Below are 18730 nucleotides of genomic sequence, written 5' to 3'. Positions count from 1 at the left end.
TGTCCGAGCGGTGTTCTGTTTGGTAGTGAATACAGCGCGATTTCATGTCTCCAATACCGCCCCCACAAGGCGATCTTGTGAGAGCGGTGAGGCAGAGTGCCTGATTAACGATACCGCGCCAGTTCCAGCCGCCCGATCTGGTTGCGGTGCACTTCGTCGGGGCCGTCGGCCAGGCGCAGCATGCGCGCGTTGGCGTAGGCTTTGGCGAGGCCGAAGTCGTTGGTGACGCCGCCGCCGCCGTGGGCCTGGATGGCCCAGTCGATGACGCGGGCGGCCATGTTGGGGGCGGCCACTTTGATCATGGCGATTTCCTTGCGCGCCACTTTGTTGCCGACGGTGTCCATCATATGGGCGGCGTTGAGCACCAGCAGCCGGGTCTGGTCGATGAGGATGCGGGATTCGGCGATGCGTTCCAGGGTCACGGTTTGTTCGGCCACCGGTTTGCCGAAGGCGACCCGTTCCTGGGTGCGTTTGCACATTTTCTCCAGCGCCCGTTCCGCCAGGCCGATCAGACGCATGCAGTGGTGAATGCGGCCGGGACCGAGGCGACCCTGGGCGATTTCAAAGCCGCGGCCCTCGCCCAGCAGCATGTTGCTGGCGGGGACGCGCACGTTTTCGAAACGGACTTCTCCGGTGACGTCCGGCGTGCCGGAAAAGCCGAACACGGGCAGGGGGCGGACCACGGTAATGCCCGGGGTATCCCGGGGCACCAGAATCATGGATTGCTGTTTGTGCCGGTTGGGGTTGTCCGGGTCGGTCTTGCCCATGAAGATGAAAATCTTGCAGCGCTCATCCGGCGATCCGGAAGAAAACCATTTGCGCCCGTTGATGACGTAGTCGTCACCGTCACGCACGATGGCGCTTTGGATATTGGTGGCGTCGGAGGAGGCCACGTCCGGTTCGGTCATGGCGAAGCAGGAGCGGATCTCGCCATCGAGCAGTGGTTGCAGCCATTGTTTTTGCTGTTCCGGCGTGCCGTAGCGGGCCAGCACTTCCATGTTGCCGGTGTCCGGTGCCGAGCAGTTGAACACTTCCGGCGCCCACATGACCCGTCCCATGATTTCGCACAAGGGGGCGTATTCCAGATTGGTGAGTCCGGCGCCGTGTTCTGACTCCGGTAGAAACAGGTTCCACAATCCGGCGGCGCGGGCTTTCGGTTTCAATTCCTCGATCACCTCCGGCCAGTAGTTACCGGCGGCGAGTTCTTCCTCGTAGCGCGCTTCGTTGGGGTAGATATGTTCGTCCATGAAGGCGTTGAGTTGGGCGATCAGGGTTTGTGTCTTTTCCGGGTAGGTGAAATCCATGGTGATTCTCAGCAGGGTTCGGTTTCGGAGTGGGCGAGGCGATCGCGCAAGGTGGTCTTCATCACTTTGCCGTTGGCGTTGCGCGGTAGCGGCTCCCGTTGCAGATGAACAAAATCGAGGACTTTGTAGTCGGCCAGACGTTGGGCACAGAAGCGGCGGAGCGTGTCGGCATCCAGGTCGCCGTCCTGACTGCTGACCACCGCCAGAATCTTTTCGCCAAGCACCGGGTCTGGCACGCCGATCACGGCGCACTCGGCCACGGCCGGGTGATAGGCGATGGCGTTTTCCACTTCGATGCAATAGATGTTGTAGCCGCCGCGAATAATCATGTCTTTCTTGCGATCAAAGATGCGCACATAGCCATCGGCGCTGATGTCACCGATGTCGCCGGAGCGCCAATAGCCGTCGACGAAATTCTCCGCGGTGCGTTCCGCATCCTGCCAGTAGCCGGGAACCACCACCGGACCGGAGATCCATAACTCCCCGGACTCCCCCGCCGGGCATTCCTGGCCCTGTTCGTCCATGATGCGGATATCCACGCCATCCAATACCCGTCCGATGCTGTCCAGGTGCCCCAGTTGTGCTTCCGGTGGCATGGCGGTGACGGCGGTGCAGGTTTCCGTGGCGCCGTAGGCATTCATTAACTGCAGGTGCGGCAACCGCTGGCCAAACTCGACGATGGTCGATTCCGGCATGGGGGCACCGCCGAATGCACCGACCCGCCAACTGCTCAGATCGAGCGTGTCGAAGTTGGCGCGCATCAGACACAGCTTGTACATGGCTGGAACCATGATGGTGCTGGTGGCGCTTTCATCGGCGACCAGTTGATTGAATTCGGCGGCGTCGAATTGCGGCATGATCAGAGTGCAGCCGGCCATGTGCGCCATGGTGAAGATGATGCCCATCAAACCAGTGACGTGGCTGCCGGGAACGGCCAGGATGGAGCGCTCGGCGAAGCGCAGATCCATGGCTTTTTCCCACAGTTTGACGGTATGAGCGATATTGAGGTGGGTCTGCATGGCGCCCTTGGGGCGGCCGGTGGTGCCGGAGGTGTAGAGCAGAACGGCGGTGTCTTCCTGTCCGGGTCGGGCCAGCGGCAGATTGGTGTCGGGGCCTTCAAGCAAAGGCTCGAAGGGGGAGGCGCCTTCGGCGTCGCCTCCGACCGAGAACAGCGCGGTCAGATCCCCGGTGGCGCCGCCGTCGTGCAGCCGCTGCACCAGGTCGGCTTCGGCGATAGCCACTTTGGGCGCGCAATCGGAAAAAATATAGCCGAGCCCGGCGCCTTGTTCACGGGCGTTCAGAGGAACCGCGATGGCGCCGAGCCAGAGCGCGCCATAAAGGCTGTACATCAACGCCGGGCCGTTGCGCAGCACCAGCGCCACCCGGTCCCCGGGACGCACGCCAAGTTCATGGAAGGCGGCCGCGACCCGCGAGGCCCGCCGTGCCAGTTGGCGGTAGCTGACGCGTTCGCCCTCGACCACGAAGGCATCGCCGTCGGGATTGCGCTCCAGGGCGGATTGCAGCATGGCCTGCACCGAGGCCGGCCGTTGCCGGAAACAGCGGATGACACGGTCACCGAAGTGCGTTTCGTAATGCGTGTCGAAGCGATTGCTGGGTTGGTTCACGCTGCTCTCCTCACGCCACTTCCAACCAGTCGCGGCGAATGTCATCCCGTGCCTGCATGTCCGCGGTGGAACCGGTGAAGACGATCTGGCCGTGTCCCATCACAAGCACGTGGCTGGCCACGCGCAAGGCCATGGTCATCTTCTGTTCCACCAGCAACACACCCACGCCGCGTTGGTGAATGTCACGGATTACGTCCATGACCACTTGCACGATCATTGGCGCCAGTCCCTCGGTGGGTTCATCCACCAGCAGCACCAGTGGATTGCCGAGCAGCGAACGGCAGATGGTGAGCATTTGCTGTTCGCCGCCGGACATGTAGCCGGCTTTCTGATTGCGGCGCTCGCGCAGGCGGGGGAAGTACTGGTACATATCCTCCGCCTGCCAGCGAGGGGCGCCTTCGGCGCCGGTCTGCATGCCCATCATCAGGTTCTCCTCCACGGTGAGGTTTGGGAAAACCTGGCGTTCCTCGGGGACATAACCGAGCCCGCGCCGGGCGATGACATGGGCCGGACGGCCGGCCAGATCCTCGCCGTTGAGCGCCACCTTGCCCTGGCTCGGCGGCACCAGACCCATCATCGCTTTCAAGGTGGTGGAGCGGCCGGCGCCGTTGCGCCCCAGCAAGGCGACGATGCGGGGTTCCGGCATGGTGAAACGCACGCCGTGCAGAATATGGCTCTTGCCGTAATAGGCGTGCAGATGGTCGATGTCCAACAGCATCAGTGTTCCTCCTCTTCGCCCAGATAGGCGCTTTGCACCTCCTGATTAGAGCGAATCTGCTCGGGACTGCCGGTGGCGAGAATGCGGCCGTAGACCAGCACCGAGATGCGGTCGCACAGGCCGAACACCACGCTCATGTCATGCTCCACCATCATCAGCGTCTTACCCTCGGTGACCTGACGGATCAGCTCGACCATGTAGGCGGTCTCGTCCCGGGACATGCCGGCGGTGGGTTCATCCAACAGGATTACTTCCGCGCCGGTGGCCAGGGTCATGCCGATCTCCAGCGCCCGTTGCTCCGAGTAGGTGAGATCCGAAGCCAGATTGTCGGCGCGGTGATCCAGGCGCACCTGTTGCAGCAGAGCATGGGCTTCGTCATTGATGGCGCGCATCGGTTTGATTCGCCGATACAGGTTGAAGCGAATGCCGTGCCGGGCCATGACGCCGATGCGGATGTTTTCGAAAGCGCTCATGCGGCTGAACACATTGGTGATCTGAAACGAACGGGTTAGCCCTTGACGACTGATCTGCTCCGGTTTAAGACCGCTGATGCGTTGGCCGCGCAGATGGATTTGCCCGCCGCTGGGGCGGTGCTCGCCAGAGATCAGGTTGAACAGGGTGGATTTACCGGCGCCGTTGGGGCCGACTAAAGCGTGGCGTTCGCCGTGCTTAACGGCGAGGTCCACGCCGCGCATGATTTCCAGGCCGCCGAAGTGTTTTTGCAAGCCGTCGATGACCAGGATGTCGGGCTGTATTCCGGTGTCCATCAGCGTCCTCCCTCCATCAGTTCCTGCGTGGCGGCGGCGATGTCGCCGTTATCATCGTCGTCGTCCTTGTCCCACAATGCCTTGATGCGGGCGAAGGCGCGTTGCAGCAGGTACAGACCGGGCACCAGCAACAGCACCGGGAATAACCAGGTGAACGGATGGAACACCTGCCACTCTCTGGCGAATACCGTATAAGGCGCGTACTCGCCGGTGCGGGCTACCGCCGCCGCGTACTCCCGGGACAGTACGATTTCCAGACTCTGCACCACGAACACGGTGGCGCAGGCCACCATCAATCCGGCCAGGGTAGCGAGCGCGTACGGGGCGGCCAGCCGTTTCCAGGGCAAGGCATGGCGTTGTTCGATGTGGGCCTGGATGACACCGCCGATGCCCTTGGGCGCGAACAGCATGACCAGCACGAAGATGATGCCCTGATAGAGCATCCACGAGTGGGTGACGCCCGAGACGACGAAGGTGAACAGTGAAAGGACGCAAGCGCCGACAATCGGACCAAAGAAAATAGTGGAACCGCCAACGAAGGTATGCAGCACCACCAGGGCCGACACCTGGGTGCTGAACACACTGTAGTTGGCGGTTTCGTTGGAAATCGCCATCAGGCTGCCGGCGACACCGGAGAACATGGCGGAGATGGCGAACACCACGATCTTGGTGCCATGGGCGTTGAAACCCATGAAGCGGATGCGCTGTTCGTTGTCGCGCAAGGCCAGGGTGAGCCGTCCGAAAGGCGTGCGGGTGTAGGCGTAGAGCAGGCCGATGCAGATCACCACCCAGGCCAGCGTCAGGTAATACACCTCCAGCGTGGAACCAAAGGTGAAACCCAGCGAGGGCATGCGCATGGACGACAGCCCGGCTTCGCCGCCGAACATTTCATCCCAGTGCGGCGCCAGGGAGTGCAGCAGTTCCGCCAGAGCCAGGGTCACCAGCGCGAAATAGACGCCGGAACGCATGGTGGCGAAGAAGCCGGCCAGGGCGCCGCACAGCAGGCTGACGGCGGCGCCGGCCAGGGGCAGTAATACCGTTGGGAAGGGGATGTCGCCGTACTCCACCGATTGCATCAGATGGATCACGGTGAAGGCGCCGACGCCGAAATAGGCGGCGTGGCCGAAGGACAACATGCCTCCCTGGCCCACCAGCAGGTTGAAAGCGGCGGCGAACAGAGCGGCGATCAAGGCGTTGATCAAAGCGTATTGCCAGCCGGTACCGAGCAAGGGCGGCGCGATGATCAGCAGCGCCAGCAGAGCCAGGATGGCTATCAGGGCGTATCGCATCATGGCCTCCTCAATTCTTCGAGCCCATCAGGCCGGCTGGACGCACCAGCAGCACGATGAGCATCAACAGGAAGGGAACGGTGGCGGAGATCGAGGACAGCGGCATGGTCACCAACCCGCCCAGACCGTTGGCCCAGTCACCCAGGCCGATCAAGCCGAACAGTGAAGCCAGCGACCAGTCCAGGCCCACCGCGAAGGAACTGAATACGCCGATCAGCAGCGAGGCGATCAGTGAGCCGGCCAGGGAGCCGAGGCCGCCCACCACCACCACCACGAAGACGATCACGCCCAGTTCCAGTGCCATGTTCGGATTGGTGGGGAAGAACGCGCCGGCCACCGCGCCGGACAGGCCGGCCAGGGCCGCGCCAGCGCCGAACACACCGAGAAACACCATGGGCACGTTATGCCCCAGCGCCCGCGCGGTGTCCGGCAGGCGTTCGGCGGCACGCACCACCATGCCCACCCGCGTGCGGGTCAACAGCACGAACAACACGATGAACATCAACAAAGCCACCAGGCCGATGAATACGCGATAGAACGGGTAGTCGGTGCCGAACAGATTGAAGATGGCGAAGTTGAGATAATCCGGGCGCTGATAATTCACCGGGAAGTCGCCGTAGAACAGCTTGATCAACTCCTCGAAGATGAATACCAGGCCGAAGGTCAGCAGCAGTTCGTGGGCGTGGCCATGAGCATGCACCCGGCGCAGCATGTAGCGCTCAATGAACATGCCGATGATGGCCACCAGCAGCGGGGCGACGATCAGCCCCACCCAGAAATTGAACAGGCCGGAAAGGGTGTAGGCGAAGTAGGCGCCCAGCATATAGAACGAAGCGTGGGCGAAGTTGAGTACGCCCATCATGCCGAAAATCAGCGTCAACCCGGCGGATACCATGAACAGAAGCATGCCGTAGATGACGCCGTTCAGCGTGGAGACGATCAGGAACTCCATGCGTCTCTCCCGATGTTGTTATCAGTATGGCGGCCGGCGCCCGCACGGACGCGGCCGCGGAATCGAAAACGGAGTCGTTTATTCGGGGCGCCGCATGCGGCAGCTGTCCTGGGCCGGGTAGATGGCGTCCTCGCCGGCCACGGTCTTGATCGGCTTGAAGCCCAGTTCGGTGCCGTCCACCGGGTACTTGACGTCACGGGCCACCTGGGACACGACGATCGGAATCACCGCCTGATGATCCGCTTTGCGCACATGCATGCCGCCCAGGCCGTTGTCGAAGGTGGTGTTTTCCATGGCCTTGGCGATCTCGTTGACATCGATATCGCCGCCGTCGAAATTCACTTTTTTCAGCGCTTCGGCGAACAGCCCGACGCCGTTCAGCGTGGTCGGTTCAATGAACACCGGATAGTGGCCGGTGGCTTTTCTGTAGGCTTCGGTGCCGGCCTCGTCGAGAAGCTCTATGTTGCTACTGTGGGCCACGTAATGGCCCTCGGCCACATTGCCGGCGTTGGCCACATTGCCGGGCTGATCCATGAAGATGGTGCCGAAAGTGATATCCAGGTTGGCATCGCCCACCGCCTTCATCAGCAGCAGCAGGTCATTGGACCAGTTGCCGGTGATCACGGAATCCGGATTTTCCGATTTGATACGGGCCACGAACGGAGAGAAGTCCTGGATCCGGTTCACCTCGTGGAGCACCTTGTCCACCACCTGATAGTCGAACCGGTCCGCGTTGTCGACGATGGCGGTTTCCATGTCGCGGCCCCAGGAGTAGTTCTGGTTGATGGAATAAACGCGTTTGCCGAGGTCGCCTTGTTCGGACATGACCTGCATCAGCGGGACGGTGCGATAGGGCGCGGTGGTGGTGAAGTGGAAGGCGTGGAAATGACACTTCTTGCCGCGCAGTTCCATGGCCTCGGCACCCACATTGATATAGATGATCGGATTGTCCGGGTTGCGGATGTTGTGCTTGCGCACATCTTCGGTGACCTGGCCACCAATCGCCGAGGACGCGCCGCCGCCGGCCGCCGCTTCGCGGAACTTGGTGGCGGCACCGGAAGTGTCGCCGGCGTTGTCGTATTCCTTCACCTGGATTGCTTCGCCATTGAATCCGCCGTCGGCGTTGGCCTGGTCGATGACGTACTCGGCGGCGGTGGCGATCAGGCGGCCGGTGGAGGTTTGCGGGCCGGACAGGGATTCGATGATGGCGATTTTCAGAGGTTCGGCCTGAACCGCGGGGGAGATGACGCCCAGGGCGGTGATGGCGGCGGCCGTGGTGATCCAACGTGGCATGGTATGCCTCCTCAATGGTTGTTGTGTTTATACGCCGGGCCCGGTGGCGCGGCGGGTGGTGAGGTGTCGCGTTTGTCTGAAACTAGCCCATGGACTATTGTTGGTCAATATCGTAGGACAATGTTGCTGACAAAATTGGAAGGTGCGTGCCGGGCGAGGGCTCATTAGAATGCGCTGCCAGCCTGCTCCGGCCCCTGAAACAAGACGATCAAGGACTGTTTGCCATGCGCAGAGCCGAAGATACCGCCTCGCCGCCGCTGAGTTCACCGGATGCGGTGATCCAGGCTATTTGCAAAGGCATTGGCAGCGGCCGTTATGTGCCCGGGCAGCGCCTGGTGGAGGCGGATTTGACCCGCGAACTGGGAGTGAGCCGGGGCCCGGTGCGGGAAGCGCTGAAGCGGCTGGCGGCGGAGCGCATCATTACGCTGACCCGGCACAAGGGCGCCTACATCCGCTCGCTGAGCCGCGAAGAAGTACGCGACCTGTTGCAGAACATTGAGGTGTTGCTGGGCCTGGCGGCGCGTTTGGCGGCGCAGCGTATCGACCTGGCCGATCACCGCCGGCGTTTTGAAGAGGCCTTTGACGAACTGTTGGACCATCGCCGGCGAGGGTTGAGTTTTTCCTACCTGGAGCAGCGGGACCGCTTTTACGGTGTGATGATCGACATCGGCGGCAACCGGGAGTTACCGCGCATGCTGCCGGCGACCATGGTGCAGCTGTTGCGCCAGCAGTTTCAGTCCTACGATCAGTTCACCAACCCGCCGCGCCGTTTCCGTGAGTATCAGATCATGGGGGAGGCGATTCTGGCCGGTAATCCGAAACGGGCGGAGCGTTGCACCCGCCTGCACATCCGCAGTTCCCGGCTGGCGATTCAGAGCCTGCCGGACGCGGCGTTTTATGGAAACGGTGGTGGGCGCTAATCCGGATGGAGGTGCTGTATTCGCCGCCAAGGCAGCTTCCCACAGAGAGAGCGACGGAGCCGCTGTGGGAAGCTGCCTTGGCAGCGAATCAGCGTGAGTCCACGACCGTGGGGCGGTCTTCTCTGATCCCGTCGGCCACCGCGCCAGCGATATAGGCGTAGCCCCGGGCCGAGGGGTGATAGCCATCCTCGGCCAGAAGACCCTCGCCATCCACCAGTGGATAGACCAGATGGCGTACTCCGGGCAGTGCGCGGGCCAGATCCCGCTGTACCCGATCCAGTCCTTGGGCGCGCCAGCCGAGCAGATCCCGTAGCGGACGAGGCAGGGCGGTGAAACGCTGCATCGGTGGTACCGCCAATATATAGATGGGGAGGTCGGCGTTGTCGCTTCGCAGCGCGACAATCAAGTCGGACAGCGCTTGCCGGTAGGCATGGCGCCGGGTCAGGCTGGTGGTGTCGTTGACGCCCAGACTGATGATCGCGAGATCGGCCGGCGGCACGGAAACCAGATGTTCCAGCAGCCCGGCGGCGCGAATGCCGTTTATCCCCACGGTTTGCCAACCGACCGGCCGTCGAAAGCGGGCACTCAGCTGTTCCGCCAGATGGGCCGCCAGGCCTTGGTCATGGGTTTGCACGCCGACTCCCGCGGCGGTGGATTCGCCCACCACCAGCAGACGCAGGATAGGCCCTTCATCGCCGCAGAGGCCATGGGGTTCGCCGCCGGCCTCCGGCAGGCGTGGCGTGGTGGCTCGGGTTCGCCTCGCCTGCCACAGCAGCCAGGGGGACAACAGCAGCAGCGCCAGCCAGAAACGGATCATGATTGCTCCATGAAGAGTCAGCCCGCGAACATGGATTTGGCCAACGGTAGGGCGCGCGCGCCGCCCACCGAAATGGCGGTGACCAGCCCGGCGATCATGGCCCCGGCGACGCCACAGGTGAGCACGTCCTGGCCAGTGAGATAGAGGCCGGGAATGGTGGTCTTGGGGCGCAGCCATTGTTGCTCGAACCGGTTCGGATCGTGGTTGAGGCCGTAGATCTCACCACTGGGGTAGCGGCAGAAATAAGCGGTGGAAAGCGGCGTGGAGAGCTCGTGGTAGTCGAGGTGCTCCCGCAGGTGCGGCATTTTCTCGAACAGTTTTTCCAGCAACCGTTGTGAGAACGCTTCCTTGAACGCTTCGTAATCGTCGCCCCGTTTGCCCCAGGGTGTGCCGTCCCAGGCCTGGAACCACTGATAAGGGGCGGCGGCGACAATCTCGATGGTGGCGCGCCCCGGATAGCGTTCGCTGAAGCTCGGATCCTTGGCACTGGGAAATGAAATATAAGTCAGCGGAATATCGTGATCATCGGGGGCCGCCAGGGCTTGCTCCAGTTGCCGCTGATAGTCGCTGTCCGGGTAAATCCAGAAATTGGTTTTCGGCAGTCCCAGGGTGGTGGCGTCGGCGTTGAGGCCCACGTACAGGCAGGCGCTGGCCATGGAACGTTCCACCCGGGTCAGCCGGTCCAGATAGTCCTGGCGTTGTGCGCAGGTCTCCGGCAACAGGTTCTGGAAGGTGTTGAAGACGCCGGCGTCACTGATGATCACCGGCGCGGAAACCACATTACCGTCCGCCAGCCTCAGGCCGGTGGCGCGGCTGTTCTCGACAATGATTTCCTTTACGTCGGCATAGGTGAACACGTCGCCGCCGCCCTGCTGGATCACCGGGATAATGGTTGTGGCCATGGCGGAGGCGCCGCCCACCGGATAGAAGCCGCCATACAAGTAGTGACGGGCGATGATGGCGTGGATCAGAAAACTGGACTGTTCCGGTGGCAGGCCGTTGTCACCCCACTGGCCGGTGAGCACCGCGATCAGTTCGCGATTGTCGGTCAGCTCACCCAGCACGTCGGCGGTGGGCCGGTTCAGTTTGCCGGCATCGGTGACGCTCAATCCCTTGGCCAGCAATTTGCCGACGGCGCCGGGCAGCACCTTGGCGGTGGTCAGCACCTGAATCGCGGTGGCGGCCTTGGCGGTGAGCTTCATGTAGCGGTCGATGGCGTCGTGGTCGTCCGGGAACGCCCGCTTCAGCGTCTCGACGAAGGCCTTGGGGCCGGCCATCAGATCGTACTGCCGGTCGCCCAGGTGGATACGATCGTAGCAGGGATCCATCGGCGCCCATTGCAATTGACCGTCAGTGATGTGGTCGAACAGCCGCTTCGCCAGAGTGTGATCCTTGCCCACGTCACCGATGTAATGGACGCCCACGTCCCATTCGTAGCCGTTGCGTTCGTAGGTGTGGGTAAAACCGCCGGCGGTGTAGTGTTGTTCGAACACCGCGACCTTCTTGCCGAGCTTGCTCAGGCAGGCGGCGGCGCTGAGGCCGCCGATGCCGGAACCAATGACCAGGGCATCGTAAGGGCCTTGCAGGCGGTTGGCGCGGTAGCGTCGGCCAATTCGCAGGGTACTGGGAGTGGGCATGGCACGCTCCTTCAGGGCTGGTGTTGGGGGTTATTGTTATCGTCGGAAGGCGGGCCGCCGGGTAGCAGCAGCCGGGTGACCAGCGCCGCCAGGCCCGGGGCCTGTTGCTCGTCGGGCAGGTGACCGTCGATGGTCAGTTCGGCGAAACCGTGCACCAGGGACCAGGCGGCGGCGGCCAGAGGGCCGGCCGGCTGGCCGTTCAGGTAGTCGGCGGCGAGCGCGTCGTCAATGCTTTTCTGCAATACAGCGAAGGCGCCGAGACCGGCGGTGTCCAGGTCCGGATGGGCGCCACGCGGCAGCAGTTGGCCGCCGAACATCAGCCGATACAGGTTGGGTCGGGCCTGGGCGAAGGCGATGTAGGCCTGGCCGATGCCGGTGAGCCGTTCCAGGGCGTCGTCCCGCTGAACCGCCAGCAGTTGTTGACGCAGCTTCAGGAACCCGTGCTCGGCCAGTGCGGCAAGCAGGCTGTCGCGATTGCGGAAATGCCGGTACAGCGCCGGCGCGGTCACTTGCAGACGGCGGGCCAGGGCCCGCAGGGTGACCGCCGCCACGCCATCCTCATGAAGGAGGGTCTGAGCCTGTTCCAGAGCCTGGCGGTACAGATCGCCGTGATGATAGGTGGAGCTCATGCTGATCCCGGTGCTGTGTTAACGATGTTAACATTGCGCCGATAACCGGGATGTCGTCAAGAGGGGGGCAGGGCTGTGGGAAGCTTGCTGGCAAGCGAATGGGCTCCTGGAAAGAGATTCGCTTGCCAGCAAGCTTCCCACGGTGGCTTCGTAGCATGATCTGTGGGAGCCAGCCTGCTGGCTGGCCCGCTAGCGTGCGGCGTCTCAGTGAGCTTGCAAGGCACGATGGAAGCTCCCACGAGCGGCTTCGTGGCCCATTGCTGTGGGAAGCGGCCTTGGCCGCGAATGCCCCCGGTCCGTTGGCGATTCGCTTGCCAGCAAGCGTCCCACGGCGGCTTCATGGCGCAATCCATGGGAGCCAACTGGCCCCGGTGCGGTTCCTGCCTCAGGGTGCCGGATAAGGGAAGCGGGTATGAATCGCTTCGATCTCCTTTTCCAGCTCGTCATTCCAGCTCACGTTGACGCTGTCCAGGTTTTCCCGGAGCTGCTCCAGGGTGGTGGCGCCGATGATGTTGCTGGTGACGAACGGGCGGGTGGTGACGAACTGCAGCGCCAGTTGGGTGGGGCTGACCCCGTGCCGTTCCGCCAATTGGCAGTAAGCCTCGGTGGCGGCGATGGACTGGTCGTTGGTATAGCGGGAGAAGTGCTTGAACAGCGTCAGCCGGCCTTTTTCCGGCCACTGGCCGTTACGGTATTTGCCGCTGAGCAGGCCGAAGGCCAGTGGCGAGTAGGCCAGCAGGCCAACGCCTTCGCGGTGTGCCACCTCGGCCAGGCCGACCTCGAAGCTGCGGTTGAGCAGGGAATAGGGGTTCTGGATCGAAACCGGACGCTCCAGGCCGATCTTTTCCGCCTCGTGGATAAAGGTCATGGTGCCCCAGGGGGTTTCATTGGACAGCCCCCAGTGGCGGATCTTGCCAGCGTCCACCAGTGTCTTCAGGCCGGCCACGGTTTCCGCGATCGGCACCGCCTGGTTGTCCTCGCGATGCTTGTAGCCGAGACGGCCGAAATAGTTGGTGGGGCGCTCCGGCCAGTGCAGTTGATAGACGTCGATGACGTCGGTTTGCAGGCGCTTGAGACTGCCTTCCACCGCTTCTTGCAGGCTGGCCGGGCTCAGGCGCGGGCCACCACGGATATGTTTGACATAGTCACCGGGGCCGGCGGCCTTGGTGGCCAGCACCACCTTGTCGCGGTTGCCGGTGCGGGCGAACCACTCGCCGATGATGGTCTCTGTGCGGAAAGAGGTTTCCGGGCTGGCCGGAACCGCGTACATTTCCGCGGTATCGAAGAAATTGATCCCGTGGTCGAGGGCCAGGTCCATCTGCGCGAAGCCGTCCTCGGCGGTGTTCTGGTTGCCCCAGGTCATGGTGCCCAGGCACAGGCTGCTGACTTTCAACTCGGTGTGGCCGAGAAAGCGGTATTCCATGGTGGCTCCTTACGTCTGTCCGGGTCTGTCCGGGCGGCTTTTCAGGTGTCTTTTCAGGCAAGAACGAGTCAGCTGACTATACCCAACAATTTCCCGTTTTCCGTGCTTGTCTTTACTCGGGCGCTTCAGTACAATTCGTGCCCTCTTGCCCGGCGGGCTTAACGCCGGCGGGTTCTTGGAACCCGTAAGCATCTGAATTTAGGGCACAAATTTTTAGGGAAGACTCCCATGAAGACCTTCAGCGCGAAACCGGAAAGCGTAAAGCGCGACTGGTATGTGGTAGACGCCTCCGGCAAAACGCTGGGTCGGCTGGCTACAGAAATCGCCAGTCGTCTGCGCGGTAAACACAAGCCGGAATTCACTCCGCATGTGGACACCGGCGACTATATCGTGGTGATCAACGCCGAGAAAGTGGCGGTTACCGGCAAAAAAGCCAGTAACAAGATGTATTATCGTCATACCGGCTATCCGGGCGGCATCAAGGAAGCCAACTTCGAAACCCTGATCGGCAGCAAGCCGCAACTGGTTATCGAAAAGGCCGTGAAGGGCATGTTGCCGCGTACCCCGCTGGGTCGCGCCATGTTCAGCAAACTCAAAGTCTACGCCGGCGCCGAGCATCCTCATGCTGCTCAGCAGCCGCAGCAGCTGGAAATCTAAGGGGTTAGTCGATGGCAACTGCAAACGCCGATTACGGAACCGGTCGTCGTAAAACCGCCGCCGCACGCGTTTTCCTGCGCCCCGGCAGCGGTAACATCACCGTTAACGGTCGTCCGCTGGATCAGTTCTTCGGTCGTGAGACCAACCGCATGGTGGTGCGTCAGCCGCTGGAGCTGGTGAACATGACTGACCGTTTCGACGTCTACGTGACCGTGAAAGGCGGTGGCAACAACGGCCAGGCCGGTGCCATTCGTCACGGCATCACCCGTGCTCTGATGGAGTACGACGGTGAAATGCGCGGTGCTCTGCGCCGTGCCGGCTACGTCACCCGTGACGCCCGTGAAGTCGAGCGTAAGAAAGTGGGTCTGCACAAAGCGCGTAAGCGTCCGCAGTACTCCAAGCGTTAATCGGCACCGCCGAATACCGCTCACGCTTGCGAAAAGCCCGGCATTGCCGGGCTTTTTTGCGTTCAAATCAGGGGTTTACCGGCTGCCTCTCCCCGGAATAACCGGTTGTAAGATGTGGGTTTTTTCTTTACCATTTCGGCCGCCTTACTCCGCCTGAAGCGTGAGCTCTGACCTCTCGTCCCGGTCCGGGACATCTTTGCCTGATCTGGGTCATTCCTACGCTCCGACGGAGCCCGCTTTCGTTCGATTTGATCCGCCATTGTCGGCATCATTCGTCCTGCGGGATTTAAATAACAAACCGGTTCGGTGTTGCCGTTTCTCACACCTTGTCCGTCCGGATCCGGGCCCGTGCCCCTGTCCGGCGAAACATCGGTGTGTGCCATGCCCTGGTGGCGTGGTTGGCGTGGCTCGACATTCCTGGCACAGGTCCGGGTATGGATGTGAAGCCTGGCATCCACCGGAAGAGCAACGCGGCGAACGATGGAAAAGACAGATGAAAACAGGCTCCAGGGGAGAAGATCTCAATGAGCAATGACGGCGTAAATACCAGCCGCCGTACCTTTCTGATCGGCCTGACATCGGCGATCGGGGCAGCGGGTGCGGTGGGGCTGGCGGTTCCTTTCGTGAAATCCTGGCTGCCTAGTGCCAAGGCGGAAAATGCCGGCGCCCCGGTCCAGGTCGATATCAGCAAGTTGGAATTGGGTCAGCGGGTGGTACAGGAATGGCGCGGGCAGCCGGTGTGGGTGGTGAACCGCACCGAGAAGATGCTCGAAGGCCTGTCCCAGATCGAAGGTTCGCTGCGAGACCCCGGTTCCGAGGAAGATCAGCAACCGCCGTACGCCAAGAATCAGTGGCGCTCCATCAAGAAGGAATATCTGGTGCTGATCGGCACCTGCACCCACCTCGGTTGCTCCCCCCTGTATGAGCAAGAGCCCACCGTGCAACTGGATCATGGCGGCTTTTTCTGTCCCTGCCACGGTTCCATGTTCGATCTGGCGGGACGTGTTTACCAAGGCGTGCCGGCTCCCACCAACCTGGTGGTTCCGCCGCACTCTTATCTGAGCGAGTCCGTGATCATCGTCGGCTCTGAAGAAGGGGAGACTCAGGCATGAGAGTGGTGAATGGCTTGATCGATTGGGTGGATGCGCGTCTTCCCGTCGTTAACACCTACAAGAAACACATGTCGGAGTACTACGCTCCGAAGAACTTCAATTTCTGGTACTACTTTGGCGTGCTCTCCATGGTGGTACTGGTGAACCAGCTGCTCACCGGTATCTGGTTGACCATGTTCTTTTCTCCCAACGAGGGCTTCCAGTCCGTCGAGTACATCATGCGCGACGTGCAGTGGGGCTGGCTGATCCGCTATATGCACGCGGTCGGTGCTTCCGCCTTCTTCGCCGTGGTTTACATCCACATGTTCCGTGGCCTGATGTACGGCTCCTACAAGCCGCCGCGGGAACTGGTGTGGATCTTCGGCATGCTTATCTATGTGGCGCTGATGGCCGAAGGCTTCCTCGGCTATGTGCTGCCCTGGGGCAACATGTCCTATTGGGGCGCCCAGGTGATCATCTCCCTGGCCGGCGCGATCCCGTTCGACGTGATTCCTTTCATCAATGCCAACGACGCCAAGGAAATCGGCGAAGCGCTCACCACCTGGGTGCGTGGCGACTATCTGCTGTCCACCGCCACCGTCAACAAGTTCTTTGCCCTGCACGTGGTGGCAATCCCGCTGGTGCTGGTGGCTCTGGTGTTCCTGCACATCCTGGCGCTGCATGAAGTCGGCTCCAACAACCCGGATGGCGTGGAGATCAAGAAGAACAAGGACGAGAACGGCATCCCCAAAGACGGCATCCCGTTCCACCCCTACTACACCGTCAAGGACCTGCCCGGCGTCATCATCTTCATGATGGTGTTCGCGGTGGTGATCTTCTACTTCCCCACCGGCGGTGGCTACCTGATCGAGAAGCCCAACTTCGCGCCGGCGGATCCGCTGAAGACCCCGGATCACATCGCCCCGGTGTGGTACTACGGCCCCTATTACGCGATGCTGCGCGCCACCACCATTGACTGGTTCATCTCCTCCAAGGCCTGGGGGCTGATTGCCATGGGTGGTGCCATCGCCATTCTGTTCCTGCTGCCCTGGCTGGACCGCCATCCGGTCAAGTCGATCCGTTACAAGGGGCTGCTGAGCAAAATCACCCTGGCGCTGTTCGTGGTGGACTTCCTGATCCTCGGTTACCTCGGAACCCAGCCGGCCACCGGTCTGGCGAAGACCGTGGCGCAGATCGGCACGGTGTATTACTTCCTGTTCTTCATCGTGATACTGCCATTCGGCCATCGATTCGAAAAATCCAAGCCGGTACCTGAGCGCGTCACGGGGGGTCACTGATGAAGAAGCTTTTTGCCGCCATTTTGTTCAGCTGTTTGCCGGCCCTGGCACTGGCCGCCGGTGGTCATGACGCTGAGTACGAGAAAGCGCCGGTCAACCTGCAGGACAAAGTGAGCCTGCAGAACGGTGCCAAGCTGTTCGTGAACTACTGCATGGGTTGTCATAGCCTGGAATACCTGCGTTACGGCCGCATGGCCGATGACCTGGGCATCCCGGATGAGCTGGTATTGAAGTATATGAACTTCACCAGTGATAAGATTGGCGATCAGATGCGGAACGCCATGGATAAGGACGACGCCAAGCAGTGGTTCGGGACCGCGCCGCCGGATCTGACCCTGGAAGCGCGCCTGAGAGACCCGGATTGGCTGTATTCTTATCTGATCGGCTTCTATGAGGATGAATCCCGTCCGTTCGGTTACAACAACAAAGTGTTCCCGAACGTCGGTATGCCGCATGTGATGGCCGGTATGCAGGAAGCCCTGGATGAAGAGGAATTCAAGGCCGCCATGGGCGATATCACCAACTTCCTCACTTACGCGGCGGAGCCGATTGCGCCCACCCGTGAGCGGATTGGTGTTTACGTGCTCGTGTTCCTTGCTATCCTTCTTGTCCCGGCGTATTTGCTGAAAAAGGAATACTGGAAAGACGTTCACTGATCCACGAACGTCGATTCAGCCAGCAACAGGGTAACCGCGCGAGCGGCTACCCTGTTTGTGTTATTAGATAATGCTTGGAGATGACTCGACCATGGGCGTGGTGACCAAACGTTCCTCAATGACTTTCTTCTCTTCCCCGGACGATCACTACAGCCACCGGGTACGTATTGTGCTGGCGGAGAAGGGCGTAACCGTGGATATCGTGGACGTGGACAGCCGGGACAAACCGGAAGATCTGGCGGCCCTGAATCCGTATAACGAGGTCCCGACCCTGGTGGACCGTGAACTGACCCTGTATCAGTCCACGGTGATCATGGAATATCTGGACGAGCGTTTCCCGCACCCGCCGTTGCTGCCGGTATATCCGGTGGCGCGGGCGCAGAGCCGCCTGCTGGTGCACCGTATCGAGCGCGATTGGTGCGGCCATGTGGACGCCCTGGTGCTGGGGGAGGAGAAGGACGCGGCACTGAACAAGCGTCGCAAGGAGCTGCGCGAGGGAATGATCGCCACCGCGCCGATCTTCAATGAGCTGCCATTCTTCATGAGCGAGGAATTCACCCTGGTGGATTGCGTGGTGGCGCCGATTTTGTGGCGGTTGCCCATCCTGGGCGTGGATCTACCGGCCAAACAGGCCAAGCCGCTGCTGGATTACGCCGAGCGCCTGTTCGACCGTGACAGCTTCCAGGCCAGCCTGACCGAGGCTGAGCGGGAAATGCGTCTGGCGCTGTGACCCCCGGGCCCGTGCCACCGAGCACGGGCTTTTTTTGCCGCCGAAGCGCGGCCGCATTGATCGGAAAAGCCCTGCTGTTATGTCCGAAATGACTTCCAACCGGCCCTATTTGATCCGCGCCACCCATGAGTGGATATGCGATAACGGTCTTACCCCTCATCTGGCGGTGGACGCGGGCTACCCCGGCACGGAAGTGCCGCAGGAATTCGTCAAGGATGGCCAGATCGTACTGAACGTGGCTCCCCGGGCCGTGACCCAGTTCGTGGCGGGGAACGATGAGATCGTCTTCTCCGCCCGTTTCGGCGGCGTGCCCCATCACCTCAAAGTGCCGGTGGGCGCGGTGATGGCGATTTTCGCCCGGGAAAATGGCCAGGGCATGGCGTTCGAGCCCATGGAACCACCTCCGAATCCTCCCGAAGACGGTCCCGATGACAATGGTCCTGACAAAGGTCCCGACAAGGGCCCGCGTTTGCGTGTGGTGAAGTAAGCACCGCCGCCCCCCGATAACCCGTATCTG

At 61.7% G+C, this 18730-nt stretch carries 19 protein-coding genes; 8 read left to right on the top strand and 11 right to left on the bottom strand.

What is annotated here, in order from left to right:
- Window positions 1-104: 104 nt before the first annotated feature.
- The 7 genes from A6D6_RS02005 to A6D6_RS01975 form a co-directional block, all read right to left on the bottom strand.
- The gene (locus tag A6D6_RS02005) at window positions 105-1304 is read right to left on the bottom strand and encodes an acyl-CoA dehydrogenase family protein (protein ID WP_133491508.1); all 1200 of its coding nucleotides are present in this window, start codon (window positions 1302-1304) and stop codon (window positions 105-107) included.
- 8 nt (window positions 1305-1312) lie between these two features.
- Complete coding sequence (locus tag A6D6_RS02000; RefSeq protein ID WP_159659765.1) at window positions 1313-2929, bottom strand: class I adenylate-forming enzyme family protein; 1617 nt, start codon at window positions 2927-2929, stop codon at window positions 1313-1315.
- Between the two features lie 10 nt (window positions 2930-2939).
- The gene (locus A6D6_RS01995; RefSeq protein ID WP_022996233.1) at window positions 2940-3647 is read right to left on the bottom strand and encodes an ABC transporter ATP-binding protein; all 708 of its coding nucleotides are present in this window, start codon (window positions 3645-3647) and stop codon (window positions 2940-2942) included.
- Window positions 3647-4414, bottom strand: a complete 768-nt coding sequence (locus A6D6_RS01990; protein WP_159659764.1) for an ABC transporter ATP-binding protein — start codon at window positions 4412-4414, stop codon at window positions 3647-3649. Before A6D6_RS01990 ends, A6D6_RS01995 begins: the two co-directional genes overlap by 1 nt.
- Window positions 4414-5706, bottom strand: a complete 1293-nt coding sequence (locus A6D6_RS01985) for a branched-chain amino acid ABC transporter permease (RefSeq protein WP_236563946.1) — start codon at window positions 5704-5706, stop codon at window positions 4414-4416. Before A6D6_RS01985 ends, A6D6_RS01990 begins: the two co-directional genes overlap by 1 nt.
- A gap of 7 nt (window positions 5707-5713) precedes the next feature.
- Entirely contained in the window at window positions 5714-6655 is a 942-nt protein-coding gene (locus tag A6D6_RS01980; RefSeq protein WP_133491505.1) for a branched-chain amino acid ABC transporter permease, read from the bottom strand.
- A gap of 78 nt (window positions 6656-6733) precedes the next feature.
- Complete coding sequence (locus A6D6_RS01975; protein ID WP_159659763.1) at window positions 6734-7948, bottom strand: branched-chain amino acid ABC transporter substrate-binding protein; 1215 nt, start codon at window positions 7946-7948, stop codon at window positions 6734-6736.
- Window positions 7949-8172: 224 nt separating this feature from the next.
- Here A6D6_RS01975 and A6D6_RS01970 point away from each other — a divergent pair, with 224 nt between their 5' ends.
- Window positions 8173-8868: a GntR family transcriptional regulator gene (locus tag A6D6_RS01970; protein ID WP_159659762.1), complete on the top strand. Its 696-nt coding sequence runs from the start codon at window positions 8173-8175 to the stop codon at window positions 8866-8868.
- Window positions 8869-8956: 88 nt separating this feature from the next.
- Here the strand turns inward: A6D6_RS01970 and A6D6_RS01965 are convergent, their stop codons facing one another.
- From A6D6_RS01965 to A6D6_RS01950, 4 genes are all read right to left on the bottom strand, one after another.
- Window positions 8957-9685, bottom strand: a complete 729-nt coding sequence (locus A6D6_RS01965; protein ID WP_133491502.1) for an SGNH/GDSL hydrolase family protein — start codon at window positions 9683-9685, stop codon at window positions 8957-8959.
- A 17-nt stretch (window positions 9686-9702) separates the two neighbouring features.
- Entirely contained in the window at window positions 9703-11322 is a 1620-nt protein-coding gene (locus tag A6D6_RS01960; RefSeq protein ID WP_159659761.1) for a phytoene desaturase family protein, read from the bottom strand.
- Between the two features lie 11 nt (window positions 11323-11333).
- Entirely contained in the window at window positions 11334-11951 is a 618-nt protein-coding gene (locus tag A6D6_RS01955) for a TetR/AcrR family transcriptional regulator (RefSeq protein ID WP_159659760.1), read from the bottom strand.
- 385 nt (window positions 11952-12336) lie between these two features.
- A complete protein-coding gene (locus A6D6_RS01950; protein ID WP_133491499.1) occupies window positions 12337-13374 on the bottom strand; it encodes an NADP(H)-dependent aldo-keto reductase in 1038 nt (345 codons plus the stop codon).
- Window positions 13375-13602: 228 nt separating this feature from the next.
- On the opposite strand from A6D6_RS01950, the gene rplM reads away from it, so the two are divergent.
- From rplM to A6D6_RS01915, 7 genes are all read left to right on the top strand, one after another.
- Complete coding sequence (gene rplM, locus A6D6_RS01945) at window positions 13603-14031, top strand: 50S ribosomal protein L13 (RefSeq protein ID WP_022996223.1); 429 nt, start codon at window positions 13603-13605, stop codon at window positions 14029-14031.
- Between the two features lie 11 nt (window positions 14032-14042).
- Entirely contained in the window at window positions 14043-14438 is a 396-nt protein-coding gene (gene rpsI / locus A6D6_RS01940; protein WP_022996222.1) for a 30S ribosomal protein S9, read from the top strand.
- Window positions 14439-14962: 524 nt separating this feature from the next.
- On the top strand, window positions 14963-15550 hold the full coding sequence (gene petA, locus A6D6_RS01935; RefSeq protein WP_133491498.1) for a ubiquinol-cytochrome c reductase iron-sulfur subunit: 588 nt from the start codon (window positions 14963-14965) through the stop codon (window positions 15548-15550).
- The gene (locus A6D6_RS01930; protein ID WP_201303680.1) at window positions 15547-16827 is read left to right on the top strand and encodes a cytochrome b; all 1281 of its coding nucleotides are present in this window, start codon (window positions 15547-15549) and stop codon (window positions 16825-16827) included. The genes petA and A6D6_RS01930 overlap by 4 nt, the downstream gene beginning before the upstream one ends.
- Window positions 16827-17483 (top strand): cytochrome c1, encoded by a 657-nt coding sequence (locus A6D6_RS01925; protein WP_133491497.1) that lies wholly within the window; start codon window positions 16827-16829, stop codon window positions 17481-17483. Before A6D6_RS01930 ends, A6D6_RS01925 begins: the two co-directional genes overlap by 1 nt.
- A 91-nt stretch (window positions 17484-17574) precedes the next feature.
- Complete coding sequence (sspA, locus tag A6D6_RS01920) at window positions 17575-18213, top strand: stringent starvation protein SspA (protein ID WP_022996218.1); 639 nt, start codon at window positions 17575-17577, stop codon at window positions 18211-18213.
- Window positions 18214-18292: 79 nt separating this feature from the next.
- Window positions 18293-18700 carry a ClpXP protease specificity-enhancing factor gene (locus A6D6_RS01915; RefSeq protein ID WP_201303679.1) on the top strand — a complete coding sequence of 136 codons (408 nt, stop codon included), beginning with the start codon at window positions 18293-18295 and terminating at the stop codon, window positions 18698-18700.
- The last annotated feature ends 30 nt before the right edge of the window (window positions 18701-18730 follow it).

This window comes from Alcanivorax xiamenensis (assembly GCF_009846745.1).
Taxonomy (GTDB): domain Bacteria; phylum Pseudomonadota; class Gammaproteobacteria; order Pseudomonadales; family Alcanivoracaceae; genus Alloalcanivorax; species Alloalcanivorax xiamenensis.
Note: the sequence above shows the minus strand (reverse complement) of the source record. Positions and strands in the feature narration are given on the sequence as shown.

What these genes read in the sequence shown, in the direction of transcription:
- A6D6_RS01980 (WP_133491505.1), bottom strand. Translation starts at nt 6,655, where the DNA reads ATGGAGTTCCTGATCGTCTCCACGCTGAACGGCGTCATCTACGGCATG.
- A6D6_RS01965 (WP_133491502.1), bottom strand. Translation starts at nt 9,685, where the DNA reads ATGATCCGTTTCTGGCTGGCGCTGCTGCTGTTGTCCCCCTGGCTGCTG.
- A6D6_RS01985 (WP_236563946.1), bottom strand. Translation starts at nt 5,706, where the DNA reads ATGATGCGATACGCCCTGATAGCCATCCTGGCTCTGCTGGCGCTGCTG.
- A6D6_RS01925 (WP_133491497.1), top strand. Translation starts at nt 16,827, where the DNA reads ATGAAGAAGCTTTTTGCCGCCATTTTGTTCAGCTGTTTGCCGGCCCTG.
- A6D6_RS01960 (WP_159659761.1), bottom strand. Translation starts at nt 11,322, where the DNA reads ATGCCCACTCCCAGTACCCTGCGAATTGGCCGACGCTACCGCGCCAAC.
- A6D6_RS01950 (WP_133491499.1), bottom strand. Translation starts at nt 13,374, where the DNA reads ATGGAATACCGCTTTCTCGGCCACACCGAGTTGAAAGTCAGCAGCCTG.
- A6D6_RS01995 (WP_022996233.1), bottom strand. Translation starts at nt 3,647, where the DNA reads ATGCTGTTGGACATCGACCATCTGCACGCCTATTACGGCAAGAGCCAT.
- petA (WP_133491498.1), top strand. Translation starts at nt 14,963, where the DNA reads ATGAGCAATGACGGCGTAAATACCAGCCGCCGTACCTTTCTGATCGGC.
- rpsI (WP_022996222.1), top strand. Translation starts at nt 14,043, where the DNA reads ATGGCAACTGCAAACGCCGATTACGGAACCGGTCGTCGTAAAACCGCC.
- sspA (WP_022996218.1), top strand. Translation starts at nt 17,575, where the DNA reads ATGGGCGTGGTGACCAAACGTTCCTCAATGACTTTCTTCTCTTCCCCG.
- rplM (WP_022996223.1), top strand. Translation starts at nt 13,603, where the DNA reads ATGAAGACCTTCAGCGCGAAACCGGAAAGCGTAAAGCGCGACTGGTAT.
- A6D6_RS01955 (WP_159659760.1), bottom strand. Translation starts at nt 11,951, where the DNA reads ATGAGCTCCACCTATCATCACGGCGATCTGTACCGCCAGGCTCTGGAA.
- A6D6_RS01975 (WP_159659763.1), bottom strand. Translation starts at nt 7,948, where the DNA reads ATGCCACGTTGGATCACCACGGCCGCCGCCATCACCGCCCTGGGCGTC.
- A6D6_RS01915 (WP_201303679.1), top strand. Translation starts at nt 18,293, where the DNA reads ATGTCCGAAATGACTTCCAACCGGCCCTATTTGATCCGCGCCACCCAT.
- A6D6_RS01970 (WP_159659762.1), top strand. Translation starts at nt 8,173, where the DNA reads ATGCGCAGAGCCGAAGATACCGCCTCGCCGCCGCTGAGTTCACCGGAT.
- A6D6_RS01930 (WP_201303680.1), top strand. Translation starts at nt 15,547, where the DNA reads ATGAGAGTGGTGAATGGCTTGATCGATTGGGTGGATGCGCGTCTTCCC.
- A6D6_RS02005 (WP_133491508.1), bottom strand. Translation starts at nt 1,304, where the DNA reads ATGGATTTCACCTACCCGGAAAAGACACAAACCCTGATCGCCCAACTC.
- A6D6_RS01990 (WP_159659764.1), bottom strand. Translation starts at nt 4,414, where the DNA reads ATGGACACCGGAATACAGCCCGACATCCTGGTCATCGACGGCTTGCAA.